Source organism: Streptomyces sp. NPDC051218 (assembly GCF_044455475.1).
Lineage (GTDB): Bacteria > Actinomycetota > Actinomycetes > Streptomycetales > Streptomycetaceae > Streptomyces.
In genome coordinates, this window is sequence record NZ_JBITEU010000005.1 from 365,162 (window position 1) to 381,425 (window position 16,264).

Genomic DNA, 16,264 nt, shown 5'->3' on the forward strand with positions numbered 1-16,264 from the left:
TGACCTGGGTGACCGCCCGCGGGCATGGCGGACTACCGCGCAGGCGTTACTGCGCGTGCATGACCGCGTGGCGGAGAAGGGGCTGGGCGGTATGCCGCCTCAGCCGGGGGAGCGGGGCTCGGCCGCGCTTCAGAGAGACGTGGCGCCGACGCAAGGACTTCCTTCGGGACTCATCCCGAACACCTCCTTGCGATCGCGGAACACGGAAGAACGCACCATCCAGCGGTGCAGGGCCAAGTCAGGCACGCCATTTCACCTATGTCAAATATGGGACTTAGGTCCCCAAAAGGTCAGGCCTTGTGTCCTGCCCACCAAGGGTTGGACTTCTCTTCACATACAGGTCACGGGCTCTTCCCTGATCCTTGCTCCCCTTGAAACACTTCACCCGCTCACGTCCCCCCACACCCCACACCACGAGGTCGAATCAACTCATGCCAGAACTCAATCGGCGCCGGTTCATGCAACTCGCCGGAGGCACCGCGGCCTTCGCGACGCTCTCGCAGAGCATCGCCCGCGCCGCCGCCCTGCCCGCCCAGCGCCGCTCCGGTTCCATCGAGGACGTCGAGCACGTCATCGTCCTGATGCAGGAGAACCGTTCCTTCGACCATTACTTCGGCACGATGAAGGGCGTACGCGGCTTCGGCGACCCGCGCCCCGTGACCCTGCCCAGCGGTAAACCCGTGTGGAACCAGTCGGGCGGTGGCAAAGAGGTGCTGCCTTTCCACCCCGACGCCGAGGACCTCGGCATGCAGTTCATCGCGGGACTCGACCACGACTGGGCGGGCGGACACAGCGCCTTCAGCAACGGCAAGTACGACAACTGGATCGCCGCCAAGTCCGAGCGGACGATGGCGTACCTGACGCGCGACGACATTCCGTTCCACTACGCACTCGCCGACGCGTTCACCGTCTGCGACGACTACCACTGTTCGTTCATCGGGGCCACCGACCCCAACCGCTACTACATGCTGACGGGCCACGTCGGGAACGACGGCAAGGGCGGCGGCCCCATCCTCGGCAACCAGGAGGCGGGCTACGACTGGACGACGTACGCCGAGCGCCTGGAGCAGGCCGGGGTCTCCTGGAAGGTCTACCAGGACATCGGCGACGGCCTCGACGCGGCGGGCCACTGGGGCTGGATAGACGACGCCTACCGTGGCAACTACGGCGACAACTCGCTGCTCTACTTCAACAAGTACCGCAACGCCAAGCCCGGCGACCCCCTCTACGACAAGGCGCGCACCGGCACGAACGTGAAGGCGGGCGACGGCTACTTCGATCGCCTGAAGGCCGACGTCAAGGCCGACAAGCTGCCGCAGGTCTCCTACATCGCCGCGCCCGAGGCGTTCTGCGAGCACCCCAACTGGCCGGTGAACTTCGGCGCCTGGTACATCGCGCAGGTCCTGGACGCGCTCACCTCCAACCCCGCCGTGTGGGCGAAGACGGCGCTGTTCATCACGTACGACGAGAACGACGGCTACTTCGACCACATCGTCCCGCCGTACGTCCCGAAGGACGCCAACCAGGGCAAGTCCACCGTCGACACGGCGCTCGACCACTTCCCCGGCAACGCGCAGTACGCCGCGGGACACTACGGCCTCGGCCAGCGCGTCCCGATGCTCGTCGTCTCCCCGTGGAGCACCGGCGGCTTCGTGAACTCCGAGGTCTTCGACCACACGTCGATCATCCGGTTCATGGAGAAGCGCTTCGGAGTCCGTGAGCCGAACATCTCGCCCTGGCGGCGCGCCATCTGCGGCGACCTCACCTCCGCCTTCGACTTCGCGGGCAAGGACACCGACCCGGCGCAGCTGCCGGACACCGACGCCTACGAGCCGCCGGACAAGGAACGCCACCCCGACTACGTGCCCAAGGCCCCCGCGCAGGGGAACCTGCCCAAGCAGGAGTCCGGCTCCCGGCCCGCGCGCCCGCTGCCGTACGCGCCGCTGGTGGACGGAGCGGCGGCCCCCGCGGTCGGCAAGTTCACGCTCACCTTCAGCGGCGGCGACGCGGCCGGCGTCTGCTTCCACGTCCGCTCCGACAACCGTACGGACGGGCCCTGGACGTACACCACGGAAGCGGGCGCAACAATCTCCGACACTTGGAACACGGCGTACTCGAAGGGTGCGTACGACCTGTCGGTGTTCGGCCCGAACGGTTTCCTGCGTGTCTTCAAGGGGCCCGGCAAGACCGCGGGCCCGGAGGTGACAGCCCGCCACGACAAGGCGACCGGCAACCTCAAGCTGACCCTGAAGAACGCGGCAAGCGCCGACGTGAACCTCAGCGTCTCCAACGCTTACGGCGGCGCGGCACAGACGTTCAAGGTGAAGGCGGGCAGCACCGTCGAGCACACGGTCGACCTGCGGTCGAGCAAGCGCTGGTACGACGTCACGGTGAAGTCCGACACGGACACCACCTACCTGCGCCGCTTCGCAGGCCACGTGGAGAACGGCCAGGCAGGCGTCAGCGACCCGGCGATCGTCTCCGCCTGAGGCACAGCTTGAAGAGCACTGCCTGAAGAGCACTGCCTGAAGACCTGAAGGGGCCGCCGCCGGATCACAACTCCGGCGGCGGCCCCTTCGCGCATCGGGCCGCGCTCCCCGATTTCCTACGACCTCGGGAACATCACGTCGCTGGCCGCGTTCACGAAGGGTGCGGCCATGCTGGCGAATGCCGAAGCACCTTGGGCGAGCGGCTTGAGGGGGTCGACCGAGGCTGACTTGCCGCTGGGCTTGCCGTGCGGCTTGTGGCCGTCGGCGACGGCGGATGTGCCGCCCGAGAGGGCGGCCACGGCTACGAGGAGGACAACGGCACGCTGAAGGGTACGAGATCGCATGCTTGCCTCAACGACGTGCGTTGCCCCTGGTCACAGGCCTGCCGAAAGTGTGATCTAAGGGGCAGCCGCGGGGCGTGAGGTCAACGGCGTACCTGCCGCCATTCCTTCGGTGGACGCGGTCGGCGCTCGGGCACGCCTCGCCGTGTCGCCGCACGAGGTCGCGGATGATCGTGACTCATCCCTCATCCCTCCCGCATGCCTCGTCCCGCATGCCTCGTCCCTCGTCCTTTCGCCGGAAAGGTGTATGCCGCCATGGAATTGCGACTGACCGAAGTGGAACTGCCGTCGCTCTACTGCCCGTTGGAATCCGCTGTTCACCCGCATGTCCGGGACATCGAAAGGCAGGCCGTGGAATGGATCGAAAGCAGCGGTATGTGCGCGTCGGAAAGGGAGAAGGCGGGGACGGTGGCGACGCACAGTGCCGATTTCTTCGCCCGTTTCGCTCCTGTGGCGGACGATGACCGGTTGCTGGCGGCTGTCCTGTGGGTGTACTGGGGATTCGCGTTCGACGACGCGCGGTGCGACAGCGGACCGCTGAGCAGTCGTCCCGCTCAGTTCAACGCCCTTGCGGGGTTGGTGCAGAGGGCGTGCGAGACCGACGGGGCCGCGGCCGTCGACCGGTTCATCGGCGCCTTGCAGGACATCATGCGTCGCTTCCGCTCCTTCGCCTCGCCCACGCAGGTGCACCGGTTCGTGCAGGCGCACCGGGCGTGGCTGTCGGGAGTGGCCTGGCAGATCGGCAACCAGGCGGCGGGTCGCATGCCGGGTCTCGATGAATTCCTCGCGATGCGGCTGCTGGCGGCGGGCGGATATCCCACGATGGCGCTGCTGGAACTGGCCACCGGGGCCGAGGTGCCCGACCGGGAGATGCACCACCCGGCGGTGCGGGCGTTGACCGAGATGGCGGCCATGGTGGCCTCCCTCGACAACGACCGGCACTCCTTGAACAAGGAGATGAGCCACAGCCAGGCCGACCAGAACGTCTACACCGTGCTCATCGCTGAGCGGGACGTCCCGTTGCAGGAGGCCGTCCACCTGGCCAACGCGCTGCGCGACCGTATCCTGCGGCGGTTCCTGCAATTGCACGACCGCGTCAGGCCGGGTGCCGGCGCGGACCTCGCCACGTATCTGCAAGGTCTGCGCCACGGAGTGCGCGGGAACAACGAGTGGGGGTTGCGCGTCCCCCGGTATCTCAGCCTCGGCCACTGGCCCACGACGGAAGAGGACGTGACCATCACGTGGGCCGACGAGCCGTCCGACCTCCGGCCGGGACCGGTGGAGAACGCGCCCTGCGTCGCCTGGTGGTGGGACCCGGGCCTCGGCTGACTCATCGGGGCGCGGCCAGATCCACCGCCCACCAGAGGCCGTACTCGCCCGCCGCCACACCGACGCCCGCATCCGCGTAGTGGCAGGCGAGGATGATGTCGCGGTGCGGTGGACTGTCCATCCACCGCTCCACGGCGGCAGCCGCGGTGGAGGGTCCGACGACGAGGACCTCGCCACTGGAGGCGGGCCGGTAGCCGGCGGCGCGCATCCGGTCGGCCGGACGGCTCCCGTCGTGCCCCCTGTGGGTGAGCTGTTCATGGTGGGCCATGTCGGCGCTGTGCCCCTGCGCGGCCCGGTTGAGCGAGTGCAGCAGCCGGATCGCCGGACAACCCGCCTCGGCACGGCGCCGGTTGATCTCATGGGCCATCTCGTCCTGCGGGTCGCCCTCGGCGACGGGGTGGGGTGACGCTCCGGGATCACGGGGTTCGGCCCACGCCGAAGGCGCGCAGAGCAGCAGCAACAGCAGCGCGAGGAAATACATCACGCGGCGCACCATCCCGCCTTTCCGGTCATCATTTTTCCCTTTTCCCTTCCCGCTTTCCCTTTTCCGGTGAGCTTTGAGAAAGTCGGCATCGTCCGGCCCGGCGTCAGTCGTGAAACTACTAGGCTGAAATCGTTCACTCCCCCCGCATTTCCCTTTCTTTCCGTAGGAGGACTCTCATGACGTTGCGTCTTCGTCACCTCGCTGTCGTGTCGCTCGCAGCTCTCGCCCTGACGGCGGGCGGCGCGGCCACCGCCGCCGCCTCGTCCCTGCCGTCGCAGACCGTGACCTACCCGGGTCCGGGCGGCTACCCCGTGCCCGACCACGACCACGACTACGACCGCGACGAAGACCCGCTGCGCGTCGGGCCGTTCGACGTCCCGCGCGAGGGCGCCGTCTCCGGCGGTTTCCGCTGGGACCTCAACGACTAGACACATCCCGGGCCGCGGCGGCCTCCTCCCGGATCGCCGGGAGGAGGCCGCTCGTCCGTGTCCGGCCACTCGTCCCTGTCCGGCCGTCCGTCCTGGGCCGGCCGGTCTCATCGCTTCAGGGTGGCGGCGCTCGCGACGAGCACGAGGATCACGCAGGCCAGGATCAGCAAGGCGTCCCGGACGAACAGCCCGGTCACGCCGGAGTGTTTGGCGGCCTCGCCCGCGGCCTGGACGGCGTACGTCATGGGCATCACCTGGGCCGCGCCCGACAACGCCCCCTGCATCTGGTCGCGCGGCACGAAGAGGCCGCACACCAGGAACTGCGGCAGGACACCCGCCGGCAGGAACTGCACCGCCTGGAACTCGTTGCGGGCGAAGGCACTCACCAGGAGCCCCAGAGCCAGACCCAGCAGGGCGCCGAGCATGGCGATGACCATCAACAGGTAGGCGGGGCCCTTGATGTCGAGTCCCAGCGGACCGACGGACAGGAGCGTGGAGAGCACCGCCTGGGCCAGGGCGAGGACGGTGAAGGCGAGGCTGTAACCGAGCACGATGTCCAGCCGCCGTACCGGCATCGTGAGCAGACGCTCGGCGGTGCCGGTGGTGCGTTCGCGCAGCGTGGACACGGACGCCACCAGGTACATCACGATGACCGGGAAGATGCCGAACACCTGAGGGCCCACCCGTTCGAAGCTGGACTCCGAGTCGTGGAACATCAGCTTCAGCAACACCATCAGCATGCAGGGGATGCCGAGCAGCAGGGCGGTGCTGCCCTTGTCGCGCGAGATCTGCTGCAGGACGCGCAGGGCTGTCGCGCCGGTGATGGTGGGCGAGAAGGGCAGCCGCTCGGCCAGACGGGTCTGGTTCACGAGCGGGCGTCCGTCGCGAAGTAGGCCCGCTCCGCGTCAGGCGCCGACGCCTGGTCGAGCAGTCCGGGGACGTCGGTCAACAGGCTCTGTGCGGCGGCCCGTTGCCGGGCGCGCGCCTCGGCCGTGGCGGAGGCCTCCACCAGATGCATGAACGCCTCTTCCACATCCGTGCATCTGGTGTGCCCGAGGAGCGTGGCCCGGTCCGCACTGGCGAGCAGCCGGCCGGCCCGCATCAGCAGCAGCCGGTCGCAGCGGTCGGCCTCGTCCATGGCATGGCTGGAGATCAGGAGCGTGGTGCCCTCCGTGGCCAGCCGCTGGAAGACCAGCCACAACTCCCGGCGCACCATGGGATCGAGCCCCACGGTCGGTTCGTCCATCACCAGCAGATCGGGCTTGTTCAGGAGGGCCACGGCGAGCGAGACCCGGGAGTACTGGCCGCCCGAGAGGCGGGTGACGAGCTTGTCGGCGTAGTCGGCGAGGTCGACCTCCTTGACCACGCGGACCACCGCGTCCTCGCGACGCCAGCCCCGCATCCCCAGGGCGGCGGCGAAGTACCGCAGGTTCTCCAGGACGGTCAGGTCCGCGTACACCGAGGGTGCCTGCGTGACATAGCCGACGCGGGTCTTCAGCTGTTGGGCGCCGGCCGCGTGGCCAAGTACCTGGACGTGGCCCGCCGTTGCCTGCTGCACACCCACCACGGACCGCAGCAGCGTCGTCTTCCCGCAGCCGCTGGGACCCAGCAGGCCGACGACGCAGCCGCGGGGGACGGTGAAGGTGACGTTCGACAGAATCGTCTGGCTGCCACGGGCCACGTGCAGCCCGTATGCGGAGACGGCCGGAAGATCGCCCGGGAGGTCTGGACTTGGCTCGGTCTGCTGCACAACTTCCCCGCGTTTCTTCACCACGTTCCGTTTCGCGCACCCACGCCACAGCGGGGCAGATGCCACAAAACGGCCACCGCACGGACAACGGCCCACCCGGGCCAAAGTCACGCCCGCGCGCTGCTCCTCTTCCGCGGACGCCGCCGGTCAGGAGTCGCTTTCGGCGGACGGCGGCCGGTCAGGAGTCCCTATCGTCGGACGGCGGCCGGGTCAGGATTCCCTGCGGATCATCGCCCAGGCGATCTCCTGCAGCTGCCGGTAGGCGTCCGCCGTCGGCCGGGCGCACGACAACGCCCGCAGTGCGGCGGCCATCTGGCGGTGTGCCTCCTGCTCGGCCGCCTGCCGCCCACCGGCCTTCTCCACCAACTCACGCATCAGGGCGACATCCTGTTCCCCGAGCGGGTGCGGCGAGCCGTACAGGGCACGCAGCTGGTCGGCGGCCGAGTCGGTTCCGGCGAGGGCCGCCGCCACCGGGAGCGACTTCTTGCGCGCCGCCAGGTCCGCTCCCACCGGTTTTCCGCTCCGCGCGGTGCGGCCCCAGATGCCGAGCAGGTCGTCGGCGCACTGGAAGGCGACGCCCAGGCCACGGCCGAACTCCCTCAGCCCGCGCACCCTTTCGGCGTCGGCGCCCGCGAGGACGCCGCCCAGCGCGCAGGCACAGCCCATCAGCGATCCGGTCTTGCCCTCGGCCATGGCCAGGTACTGCGCCACGGAAACCTCGGCCGCCTCTTCGAAAGCGACGTCCAGGCTCTGGCCTTCGACCAGGTCGAGCAGGGCCCGTACGAGCTCCTGCACCGCCGCGGCGGCAACGGGGGCCGGCGTCTCGGTGACGGCCCGCAGCGCGGCGACAAGGAGGGCGTCGCCGGTCAGGACCGCCGACGGAGTGCCGAACACCGACCAGGCGGCCCGCCGGTGACGGCGCAGGGCGTCGCCGTCGATGACGTCGTCGTGGAGCAGGGTGAAGTCGTGCACCAACTCCACCGCCACCGCGCCCGGCAGCGCGCACGGTGCGTCGCCGCCGACCGCCACCGCGGAGAGCAGGGTCAGCGCCGGGCGGACCGACTTGCCCCGGCTCGTCACCACCGGCAGGGGCGTCCCCTCGGTGTCGCACCACCCGCGGTGGTAGCCGGCCACTCTCCTCTCGGCTTCGGGGAGGGCGGCCACCGCCGCCGTGAGGGCCGGACGAAGCAGATCGTCGACCCACCCGAGACGTGGGAACACGGCGCCGGGGACGGGGTCGGTGAGCTGCGACATGCACTACTCCTCAAAGGCGTACGGGAGATGGCGCCGGCACCTGCCAACGCGCCACGTGCGCTCAGTCAATCGGCGGCGTCGGCCACGAAGCAGCCGCGGCGCTCCGCCCGCCGAAATGATCACTGAGGCGGACCAGCCTTCATACGGTGCACTCAGCCGACCATCGCAAGACGCCTCTCCCCGCCGGTGAGTCCGACGTCACAGGGGCCGCGCAGGGCTGGCGGACCGCCCCTGCCCGCGGGGTAGTGTGCCGGGGTGACAACGCATTCGAACACTCCTGCAGGTTGGTATCCGGACCCCCAGGGCGCGCCTCAGCTGCTGCGCTGGTGGGACGGTTCCCAGTGGACCGAGCACACCAACCCGGGCCAGCAGACCGCCGGTCAGCCCGCGCAGGCGCAGCAGCAGGCCCAGCCGATTCCACCGCAGGCCCAGCCGGCTCAGTCACAGCAGGCCCAGGCCGCGTACGGTCAGCAGCAGGCTCAATACGCCCAGCAGCAAGGGCAGTTCGGCCAGCAGCCGCAGCAGCAGGGCGCGTACGGTCATCCGCAGCAGGCGGCGCCGCAGGCGGACCCGGCCAAGGTGCAGCGTCAGGTCCAGCAGCAGGCGGGTGTCGCGCCCACGTCGCAGGGCGGCGGCTCGCTCTTCACCGAGCCGGTCCTGGTCGTGAACCAGAAGGCCAAGCTCATCGAGCTGACGAACGAATACAGCGTCATGGACCAGGCGGGCAACACGCTCGGCTCGGTCGTCCAGGTCGGTCAGACCACGCTGAAGAAGGTCGCGCGCTTCGTCTCCAGCGTCGACCAGTTCATGACGCACAAGCTGGAGATCCGCGACGCGTACGGCCAGCCGGTGCTCCAGCTGACCCGCCCCCGCAAATTCATGAAGTCGCGGGTCATCGTCGAGCGCCCCGACGGCCAGCCGATCGGTGAGATCGTCCAGCAGAACATGATCGGGAAGATCAACTTCGCGATCATGGTGAACGGCCAGCAGGCCGGAGCGATCAAGGCCGAGAACTGGCGCGCCTGGAACTTCTCGATCGTCGACCACGCGGACAACGAGGTCGCCCGGATCACGAAGACCTGGGAAGGCCTCGCCAAGACGATGTTCACGACGGCGGACAACTACGTCCTGCAGATCCACTACCAGCTGCCCGAGCCCCTCCTGAGCCTCGTGGTGGCGACGGCCCTGACGGTCGACACGGCACTGAAGCAGGACTCACGCGGCTTCGGGTGAGGTTGTTCCTCGCGCAATCCCCGCGCCCCTTACGGGACTACGGCAGGTGTAGTGCGGCCGGCTTCCGCCTGGCTCGGGATCGACGCGAGGAAGTCCTCGTTCCGCGGTGACCGGGTCAGGACCACCACTCCGTACGCCGCGATCGCCGCGCCCCCGGCCGCCAGGAAGAGCCCGGCCACGCCTCCCTGCAGCCGTTCGCCGAGCAGGGTCAGACCGATGGCGGCCGCGGCCACCGGGTTGGCCAGGGTGACGACGGCGAGCGGCGCCCCGAGGCCCCCGCGGTAAGCGGTCTGGGACAGGAGCAGGCCGCCCGCGGCGAACGCGGCGACGAGCAGCGCCACGACGATCACCTGCGGGTCGAGCAGCGGGCCCGAGCGGTCCGTCGCGGCGACCGTCACGGTCTGGGTGAGCGCGGACGCGACGCCCGAAGCGAACCCGGAGGCGGTCGCGTGACGCAGCCCCGGCCGCGTACCCGGACGGGACAGGACGCCGATCACGGCCATCGTCGCGCCCGCGACAGCCAGCGCCTCCGTCAAGGTCAGCGTGTCGTCGGGCGCGGGCCCGGAAGCGGTGAGGAGCAGGGCGCCGAGCCCGATGAGCGTGAGCCCCGTGCCGCGCCACTCCAGCGGGGTCACCCGCCGGCCCGCGAGCCGCGCGCCCAGCGGCACGGCGGCGACCAGGGTGAGCGCGCCGAGCGGCTGGACCAAGGTGAGCGGACCGTACTTCAGCGCCGCCACGTGGAGCAGCGCCGCGGAGGCGTTGAGCCCGACGGAGGACCACCAGGGGCCGCTGCCGAGCAGCCGCAGGACGCCGTTGCCGGTCCCCGTGATGCGGGAGGCGAGGCGTTCCTGGGCCACGGCGGCACAGGCGTACGCGGCGGCGGAGACGAGCGAGAGCGCGACGGCGAGGAGTGTGGCGTTCATCGCCCGGCCCCCGGGGCGGCCAGTTCACGGGCGGGCGCGTGCCGCCGTACGACGAGCGAGCGCGCGGGGTCCGGCAGCTTGATCACGGCGAGTGCGATGCCGAGCAGAGCGGTCACCGCGAGGGCGTCGAGCCAGTAGTGGTTGGCGGTGCCGACGACCACGAGCAGAGTGATCAGCGGATGCAGCAGCCACAGCCACCGCCACCGCGACGAGGTCGCGACGACGAGTCCGACGGCGAGCATCAGCGCCCAGCCGAAGTGCAGGGAGGGCATCGCGGCGAACTGGTTGGCCATCGAGTCGGTCTGCGGGGTGGAGCCGTAGACGGTCGGCCCGTACACCTGCCCGGTGTCCACGAGCCCCGTCGCCGCCAGCAGCCGGGGCGGCGCCAGGGGGAAGGTCAGGTGGAGCACGAGGGCCGCTGCGGTCAGCGCGGCGAGCACCCGTCGGCTCCAGACGTAGTGCCGGGGCCTGCGCAGGTAGAGCCAGATCAGGAACAGCGCGGTGGCCGGGAAATGCACGGTCGCGTAGTAGGTGTTCGCGATGTGCACCAGGGTGTCGCTGCTGAGCAGCGCGTCCTGGATCGCGCCCTCGCCCGGCAGGCGCAGCGTGCGTTCGGCGTCCCACACGTGGTGGGCGTTGCGGAAGGCCTCACCGGTGTGGCCATTGGCCAGCTGCCTGCCGAATTTGTAGACGAGGAAGAGTCCTACGACGAGGAGGAGCTCGCGGACGAGGGGCGGTCGGGCAGACGTGTCCGGCTCCCGGACGGCTATGTCCGGTTCCCTTTCGGCAGGCTCGGTTCGGGATTCCATCCCCCGGCCCCTTTACGTGATGACTGAGTGGTGCGGGTACTGAGTGGACGAGCGCCTCGCGCAGTCGGGGAACGCCCCACTCATCGATACGCCAGTGTACCGATACGCCAGTGTACCGATACGGAGGCGTACCGGTACACTGGCGTATCGATAGGGTCGGCACAGGCCACCGCACCGAGGAGAAGAGTCATGACGTCGCCGGATCGGGCAGTAGACGCAAGCACGGTGGACCCTGTGGGCTCGTCGCGCCGTTCCAAGATCACGCCGGAGCGTGAGCAGGAGTTCTACGAGGCCGTCCTCGACCAGCTCCGCGAGTGCGGGTACGACGCCGTGACCATGGAGGGCGTCGCGTCGACCACCCGGTGCAGCAAGTCCACGCTCTACCGCCAGTGGAAGACGAAGCCCCAGTTCGTGGCCGCCGCGCTGCGCGCCAACCGCTGCGTGCGGTTCGCGGGCATCGACACCGGCACGCTCGCCGGTGATCTGCGCGAGGCGGCGCGCGCCGCGGGGCAGTGGTCGACCCGGGACAGCATGCTGGTACAGGCGCTGAGCCACGCGGTCCTGCAGGACGAGGATCTGCGCAGCGCGCTGCGTGAGGCGCTGGTCGAGCCGGAGACGAAGGCGCTCGATGAACTGGTCAAGCGCGGGGTGGCCCGGGGCGAGATCGCCGCGGACCATCCGGCCACCAAATTCATCACGGCTCAGCTCATGGGCGTGGTCCGTGCCCGGCCCGTCCTGGAGGGCAAGCAGGCGGACGAGGCGTATCTCGCCGACTTCGTGGAGGCGTGCGTGCTGCCCGCGCTGGGTCTGACCCGGCCCACCTGATCGTGGACCGGGGCCCGGTGGATGACGGGCTCCGATCTGCCTGCCGCGCCGCACCGTGGGGACGGGGGTGGCGTGGCCGCTCCTGGCCGGGTGGGCGGAACCGTCGTGGTTCCGCCCACCCGGCTCCGACGCGCTCGGCCGGAGTCCTTCGACGCCCCGTCAGACTTCCTTGCCGTTGCCGCCCCCGCCGCCGGCCGCGGCCTTGATCCCCTTGGTGATCTCGTCCATGACGGACAGCTTCGGGGACTTGTCGTCGACGTCGATGCCGAAGCGGACGATGACGAGCTGGGACTTCAGGGTGGGGGAGGGAAAGGCCAGCGACTGGACGTACCCGTCGTCGCTCTTCTCGGTGACGGCCTTCCAGCGCACGAGGTAGCCCTTCTGGCCGGCCACGGTGACCGCCTTGGACTCCAGCTCCTTGTGCGAGGTGATCTTGCCGTAGGTCTTGCCGCCGTAGGACTCCTTGGCGTTGACGGAGATGTCGGCCTTGGCGGCCGCCTCCGCCGTCTTGGCGTCGATCTTGAAGCCTTCGGCGAGCCCGGCGTACGCGCCGCCGCGGGTACAGGTCTTGGCGGGCTCCCTGGGGCAGGGGTAGGGGCCCGTGGTCACCGAGGCGCCGCCCTGCTGCCCGCTCGTGCCGGTCCAACCGTCCGGCACCGGGATGCTGACGCCGCTGAGCAGGTCGGTGGCGTACCCCTCCTCGCTCGGCGGCGCGGCGGAGGGGCCGCCGCCGGGGGGCTGGGACTGCTCGGGGTCCTGCGGGTCCTGGGGCGCGCCGGGCTTCGAAGGGGCGGAGGACGAAGGGGGCTTGGCGGTGTCGTCGCTGTCCCCGTTGTCGTCGTCGGCGGTCAGGAAGTACACGCCGCCGCCTATCCCGGCCAGGACGACCAGGGCCGCGCCCACGGCTATGCCGGTGCGAAGGCCGCGCCTGGGGGCGGTGGGCTGCCCCGGGTAGGAGGGGTAGGCCGGATAGGCATCCGGGGCGCCCGGAGGATGGGCCGGGGGAGCCGCGGGGCCGGACCCGCCCCACCCGGCGGCGGATCCCACCGCGCGGACCTGGTCCGTCCATACGTTCCCGTCCCACCAGCGTTCGGTACGGGGGCCGTCAGTCGTCTGTCCGGGGTCGGGGTACCAGCCGGGAGGGGTTACCTGGGTCATGGGCGCCAGGGTATGAGCATTCGGTGAAAGTGGGATGAGAGGGGGCCTGTACGGGGGCTATGGCTCGGGAGCGGTGCATGGTCGACGGGGCGGCTGCTCGGTTGGCGGGGAGGCTGTCCGGTTGGCGGGGAGGCTGTCCGGCCGAACGGGAGGCGGAATCCGCCCGGGGGAGAGGTGAGTTCATCTCCCGTGGCCGTCCACCACCAACCGCACCGGTCCGCCTCCCTCAGGAGCGGGCACCCGCACCCCGGCCCTCCCCGGGGTGATCGACCCCAGCACGCTCGCGTGCCGGGCCCCCGTGCTCTCCGGCACCGTCCCCGGCAGCCCGTGCGCCGTCAGGAAACCGAGGACCGCGAAGGCGTACGCCTCCTTCGCCGCCGACGGCAGCCCGAGTTCGTCGGAGGTGCGCACCGGCACTCCGGGTCCCGAAGTGGCCGCCGATGCCTTTGCCCTCAACTCGTCCCGCAGGAAGGCCATCAGCGTCGGATTACGGGTGCCGCCACCGGAGGCGATGACCTCGGAGGCGTGCACCGACCTGACGGCATCGGCGACCGTGCGGGCGGTCAGGCGGGTGAGCGTGGCGACGATGTCCTCCGGGGTGAGGGCCTCGTACCCGGTGAGCGCCCTCCGTAGATAGGGCAGATTGAAGAGCTCCTTGCCGGTGGTCTTCGGGGCGGGGCGCGCGTAGTACGGGTCGGCGAGCAGGACCGCGAGCAGCCCTTCGTCGACCGTGCCGCGGGCGGCCATCTCCCCGTCCACGTCGTACGTGAGCCGCTGCCGGGTCAGTTCGTACACGGCCGCGTCGATGAGCGCGTTCGCCGGGCCCGTGTCGAAGGCGGTGCCGTCCGAAGCGGTGATGTTCGCGATGCCGCCGAGGTTCAGCGCCGCGGGGGCGCCGGGCCTGCCGCGCAGCCACATCCGGTCGACGATGCTGACCAGGGGTGCACCCTGGCCGCCCGCGGCGATGTCGCGGGGGCGGAAGTCGGCGACCACCGGAAGCCCCGTCGCCTCGGCGATCCACGCGGGCTGCCCGATCTGCAGGGTGCCGTGCACCCGGCCGTCCTCCACCCAGTGGTAGACCGTCTGCCCGTGCGATGCCACCAACTCGGCGCGTCCGTCGCACAGTTAGCGGTCCGCTTCGGCGGCCGCGGTGGCGAAGGCCCGGCCGACGAGAGTGTCGAGGCGGCAGACCTCAGCCAGCGTGGTGGCGGAGGGCGGCAACGCGGCACCGAGCGCCGAGCGCAGCTCCGCGTCGTACCCGCGGGTGATCAGGCCCAGCGGGGAGAGCAGCAGGCGGTCGCCGTCGATCGTCAGGTCGGCCGCCGCGGCGTCGATGGCGTCGTACGAAGTCCCCGACATCAGCCCGATCACGCGCACGTGCTGCCCCTTTCGCTCTCCTCACCAGTGCCTCCCACCAGTGCGTTTGATCATCGCAGCGACGAAGGGGCGCGCGCACTCGCACGTACGATCCAGTTCAGGCCATAGACGCCGAGGGAGGCGCGACTCGTCCATGTCCGACACAGGATCGCCCGGTCAGCGCCGGGGGACGCGACGCACGAACCTCACTCGAACCGACGGAACCTGGACCGGCCTGCTCCTGGAGGTGGCTGCACGGCCACGACCGGGCCTGCGCCCATGGACCGCCGAAAACCGCCTGCTCCTGACACAGGGGACCACCGGGAGTCCGCTGCTGTTGGCCCTGGTGGACCCTGACCGCGCCGGAGTCGACTTCTACCGGACGGGCCGCTACCGCCCCTTCGTCCCACCCCTGCGCGCGCACCTGGCCCGCGCCTACGAGGGCTCCCCGCAGCGCTGGTCCCACCACTTCGCGACCCTGCTCACCACAAGCCCCGACAGTCCTTTGCACGACGGGCGTTGGGTGCTGTCCGCGGAGCCGCGGCTGCTCCGGTGGAGGCGCGCCGGCGTCGGCGACGGGGAGTACTGGGGCTCGCTGGTCATCGGTGGCGATCCTGCCGGGTACATCGACTGGTTCGTCCACAGCGGTTCGTGGGAGATCTTGCCGATGCGGGCCATGCCGGATGACGGCGACCCGCGGGTCAAGGCGTACCGCAAGCAGGCCAGGGACGGCACTCTGCCGCCCGTACTGCTCTGGTGGGTGAGCGGGCTCGACTGCCATCTCGTCCTGGACGGTCACGCCCGGCTGGCCGCGGCGATCGCCGAATCCGTGGAGCCGGCCGTCCTGGAACTGCGAAGGACCGCCCCTCAGGAAGAGGTGGACGTCGGCACGGAGCGGGCCGTGGCGGCGTACGAGGCCGAGCTGGCGCGGTTCGGCGAACTGCGCGCCACGCAGGGCGCGAAGGTCCCCGACGGCGAAGAGTTCGCGGGGCCCGCCCTCGCCCGCCGCCTCGCCGAGCTGCGCACCGCGCCCCGCCCCACCTGGGCCTGGCCGCTCCCGGGCGGCGTTCGGGAGTGGCGCGAAATCGCCCGGGAGCAGGTGGGTGAGGGGGGTTGGGAGTGCGGGTGGTGATGGCCCGGGTCAGCGCAGGGAGAGGACGCAGAAGTCGTTGCCCTCCGGGTCGGCGAGGCACGTCCACGGCACATCGCCCTGGCCGACGTCGGCGTCCGTGGCGCCCAGGGCACGCAGCCTGGCCACCTCCGCCGCCTTGTCGTCATCGGCGTACGGCGCCACGTCGAGGTGGGCGCGGCTCACCGCGGTCCTCGTGCCGGACGTGCGGATGAACTCCAGATACGGGCCGACGCCCTTGGACGAACGCATCCGCGCGTGATCGTCGGTCACCTCGTGCAGGGTCCAGTCCATCGCCTCGTCCCAGAACCGGGCCATGGCCCGCGGATCGGCGCAGTCGACCACGAGCGCGGCGACCGGCCCGGTGTCCTGGTAGATCTCCCGGGGCTCCAGCACGCAGAACACGTTGCCCTCCGGGTCGGCGAGTACCGTCCAGGGGACGTCGCCCTGGCCCACGTCGGCGGGCGTAGCGCCGAGGTCCTTCAGGCGCCCGACCAGCTCCGCCTGGTGGGCGACAGAGGTGGTGGCGAGGTCGATGTGCACGCGGTACCGCACCGTCTCGGGGTCCGGGACCTTGACGATGTCGACGCAGATGGCGGAGGGGTCCGGCCAGGTGCCGCCCACGGGCTCGACGTTGGTCACCCCGGGGCCCTCGCTGGAGATGCCCCAGCCGAGCGCCTCCGCCCAGAACCGGCCGAGCGTCGATTCGTCCCGAGCCTTGAGATTCACGTTCACAAGTCGCAGTGCCATGCTGTC

Annotated in this window: 15 protein-coding genes and 1 pseudogene; 6 read left to right on the forward strand and 10 right to left on the reverse strand. The window is 70.5% G+C overall.

Annotation, left to right across the window (positions count from 1 at the left end):
• Positions 1-431: 431 nt before the first annotated feature.
• Positions 432-2,489: a phosphocholine-specific phospholipase C gene (locus ACIBCK_RS17925; RefSeq protein WP_399391232.1), complete on the forward strand. Its 2,058-nt coding sequence runs from the start codon at positions 432-434 to the stop codon at positions 2,487-2,489.
• Between the two features lie 116 nt (positions 2,490-2,605).
• On the opposite strand, the gene ACIBCK_RS17930 is transcribed toward ACIBCK_RS17925, so the two are convergent.
• Positions 2,606-2,833, reverse strand: coding sequence for a hypothetical protein (locus ACIBCK_RS17930; RefSeq protein WP_399391234.1), 228 nt, complete (start codon positions 2,831-2,833; stop codon positions 2,606-2,608).
• A 252-nt stretch (positions 2,834-3,085) separates the two neighbouring features.
• On the opposite strand from ACIBCK_RS17930, the gene ACIBCK_RS17935 reads away from it, so the two are divergent.
• Positions 3,086-4,159, forward strand: coding sequence for a hypothetical protein (locus tag ACIBCK_RS17935; RefSeq protein ID WP_399391236.1), 1,074 nt, complete (start codon positions 3,086-3,088; stop codon positions 4,157-4,159).
• A gap of 1 nt (position 4,160) precedes the next feature.
• Here ACIBCK_RS17935 and ACIBCK_RS17940 read toward each other — a convergent pair whose 3' ends face one another.
• The gene (locus ACIBCK_RS17940; RefSeq protein WP_399391529.1) at positions 4,161-4,640 is read right to left on the reverse strand and encodes a CAP domain-containing protein; all 480 of its coding nucleotides are present in this window, start codon (positions 4,638-4,640) and stop codon (positions 4,161-4,163) included.
• A gap of 179 nt (positions 4,641-4,819) precedes the next feature.
• On the opposite strand from ACIBCK_RS17940, the gene ACIBCK_RS17945 reads away from it, so the two are divergent.
• A complete protein-coding gene (locus tag ACIBCK_RS17945; protein WP_399391238.1) occupies positions 4,820-5,071 on the forward strand; it encodes a hypothetical protein in 252 nt (83 codons plus the stop codon).
• Between the two features lie 107 nt (positions 5,072-5,178).
• Here ACIBCK_RS17945 and ACIBCK_RS17950 read toward each other — a convergent pair whose 3' ends face one another.
• From ACIBCK_RS17950 to ACIBCK_RS17960, 3 genes are all read right to left on the reverse strand, one after another.
• On the reverse strand, positions 5,179-5,940 hold the full coding sequence (locus ACIBCK_RS17950) for an ABC transporter permease (RefSeq protein ID WP_399391240.1): 762 nt from the start codon (positions 5,938-5,940) through the stop codon (positions 5,179-5,181).
• Positions 5,937-6,821, reverse strand: coding sequence for an ABC transporter ATP-binding protein (locus tag ACIBCK_RS17955; RefSeq protein ID WP_399391242.1), 885 nt, complete (start codon positions 6,819-6,821; stop codon positions 5,937-5,939). Before ACIBCK_RS17955 ends, ACIBCK_RS17950 begins: the two co-directional genes overlap by 4 nt.
• A 210-nt stretch (positions 6,822-7,031) precedes the next feature.
• A complete protein-coding gene (locus ACIBCK_RS17960) occupies positions 7,032-8,075 on the reverse strand; it encodes a polyprenyl synthetase family protein (RefSeq protein ID WP_399391244.1) in 1,044 nt (347 codons plus the stop codon).
• Between the two features lie 255 nt (positions 8,076-8,330).
• On the opposite strand from ACIBCK_RS17960, the gene ACIBCK_RS17965 reads away from it, so the two are divergent.
• Positions 8,331-9,308: a phospholipid scramblase-related protein gene (locus ACIBCK_RS17965; RefSeq protein WP_399391246.1), complete on the forward strand. Its 978-nt coding sequence runs from the start codon at positions 8,331-8,333 to the stop codon at positions 9,306-9,308.
• A gap of 29 nt (positions 9,309-9,337) precedes the next feature.
• Here ACIBCK_RS17965 and ACIBCK_RS17970 read toward each other — a convergent pair whose 3' ends face one another.
• Complete coding sequence (locus ACIBCK_RS17970; RefSeq protein WP_399391248.1) at positions 9,338-10,231, reverse strand: DMT family transporter; 894 nt, start codon at positions 10,229-10,231, stop codon at positions 9,338-9,340.
• A complete protein-coding gene (locus ACIBCK_RS17975) occupies positions 10,228-11,040 on the reverse strand; it encodes a phosphatase PAP2 family protein (protein ID WP_399391250.1) in 813 nt (270 codons plus the stop codon). The genes ACIBCK_RS17970 and ACIBCK_RS17975 overlap by 4 nt, the downstream gene beginning before the upstream one ends.
• Positions 11,041-11,229: 189 nt before the next feature.
• Between ACIBCK_RS17975 and ACIBCK_RS17980 the strand changes: the two genes are divergently transcribed.
• Positions 11,230-11,865, forward strand: a complete 636-nt coding sequence (locus ACIBCK_RS17980; RefSeq protein ID WP_399391252.1) for a TetR/AcrR family transcriptional regulator C-terminal ligand-binding domain-containing protein — start codon at positions 11,230-11,232, stop codon at positions 11,863-11,865.
• 159 nt (positions 11,866-12,024) lie between these two features.
• Here ACIBCK_RS17980 and ACIBCK_RS17985 read toward each other — a convergent pair whose 3' ends face one another.
• Together ACIBCK_RS17985 and ACIBCK_RS17990 are read right to left on the reverse strand one after the other, a co-directional pair.
• Entirely contained in the window at positions 12,025-13,023 is a 999-nt protein-coding gene (locus tag ACIBCK_RS17985; RefSeq protein WP_399391254.1) for a DUF2510 domain-containing protein, read from the reverse strand.
• A gap of 180 nt (positions 13,024-13,203) precedes the next feature.
• A pseudogene (locus ACIBCK_RS17990) lies at positions 13,204-14,400 on the reverse strand (anhydro-N-acetylmuramic acid kinase).
• A 133-nt stretch (positions 14,401-14,533) separates the two neighbouring features.
• Here ACIBCK_RS17990 and ACIBCK_RS17995 point away from each other — a divergent pair.
• Positions 14,534-15,511 (forward strand): hypothetical protein, encoded by a 978-nt coding sequence (locus ACIBCK_RS17995; protein ID WP_399391256.1) that lies wholly within the window; start codon positions 14,534-14,536, stop codon positions 15,509-15,511.
• A 9-nt stretch (positions 15,512-15,520) separates the two neighbouring features.
• On the opposite strand, the gene ACIBCK_RS18000 is transcribed toward ACIBCK_RS17995, so the two are convergent.
• Positions 15,521-16,258, reverse strand: coding sequence for a VOC family protein (locus tag ACIBCK_RS18000; protein WP_399391258.1), 738 nt, complete (start codon positions 16,256-16,258; stop codon positions 15,521-15,523).
• Positions 16,259-16,264 lie beyond the last annotated feature (6 nt).

Bases quoted from the DNA above. Each gene is read 5' to 3' on its own strand.
- ACIBCK_RS17925 (WP_399391232.1), top strand. From the start codon at position 432: ATGCCAGAACTCAATCGGCGCCGGTTCATGCAACTCGCCGGAGGCACC.
- ACIBCK_RS17930 (WP_399391234.1), bottom strand. From the start codon at position 2,833: ATGCGATCTCGTACCCTTCAGCGTGCCGTTGTCCTCCTCGTAGCCGTG.
- ACIBCK_RS17935 (WP_399391236.1), top strand. From the start codon at position 3,086: ATGGAATTGCGACTGACCGAAGTGGAACTGCCGTCGCTCTACTGCCCG.
- ACIBCK_RS17940 (WP_399391529.1), bottom strand. From the start codon at position 4,640: ATGTATTTCCTCGCGCTGCTGTTGCTGCTGCTCTGCGCGCCTTCGGCG.
- ACIBCK_RS17945 (WP_399391238.1), top strand. From the start codon at position 4,820: ATGACGTTGCGTCTTCGTCACCTCGCTGTCGTGTCGCTCGCAGCTCTC.
- ACIBCK_RS17960 (WP_399391244.1), bottom strand. From the start codon at position 8,075: ATGTCGCAGCTCACCGACCCCGTCCCCGGCGCCGTGTTCCCACGTCTC.
- ACIBCK_RS17970 (WP_399391248.1), bottom strand. From the start codon at position 10,231: ATGAACGCCACACTCCTCGCCGTCGCGCTCTCGCTCGTCTCCGCCGCC.
- ACIBCK_RS17975 (WP_399391250.1), bottom strand. From the start codon at position 11,040: ATGGAATCCCGAACCGAGCCTGCCGAAAGGGAACCGGACATAGCCGTC.
- ACIBCK_RS17980 (WP_399391252.1), top strand. From the start codon at position 11,230: ATGACGTCGCCGGATCGGGCAGTAGACGCAAGCACGGTGGACCCTGTG.
- ACIBCK_RS17985 (WP_399391254.1), bottom strand. From the start codon at position 13,023: ATGACCCAGGTAACCCCTCCCGGCTGGTACCCCGACCCCGGACAGACG.
- ACIBCK_RS17995 (WP_399391256.1), top strand. From the start codon at position 14,534: ATGTCCGACACAGGATCGCCCGGTCAGCGCCGGGGGACGCGACGCACG.
- ACIBCK_RS18000 (WP_399391258.1), bottom strand. From the start codon at position 16,258: ATGGCACTGCGACTTGTGAACGTGAATCTCAAGGCTCGGGACGAATCG.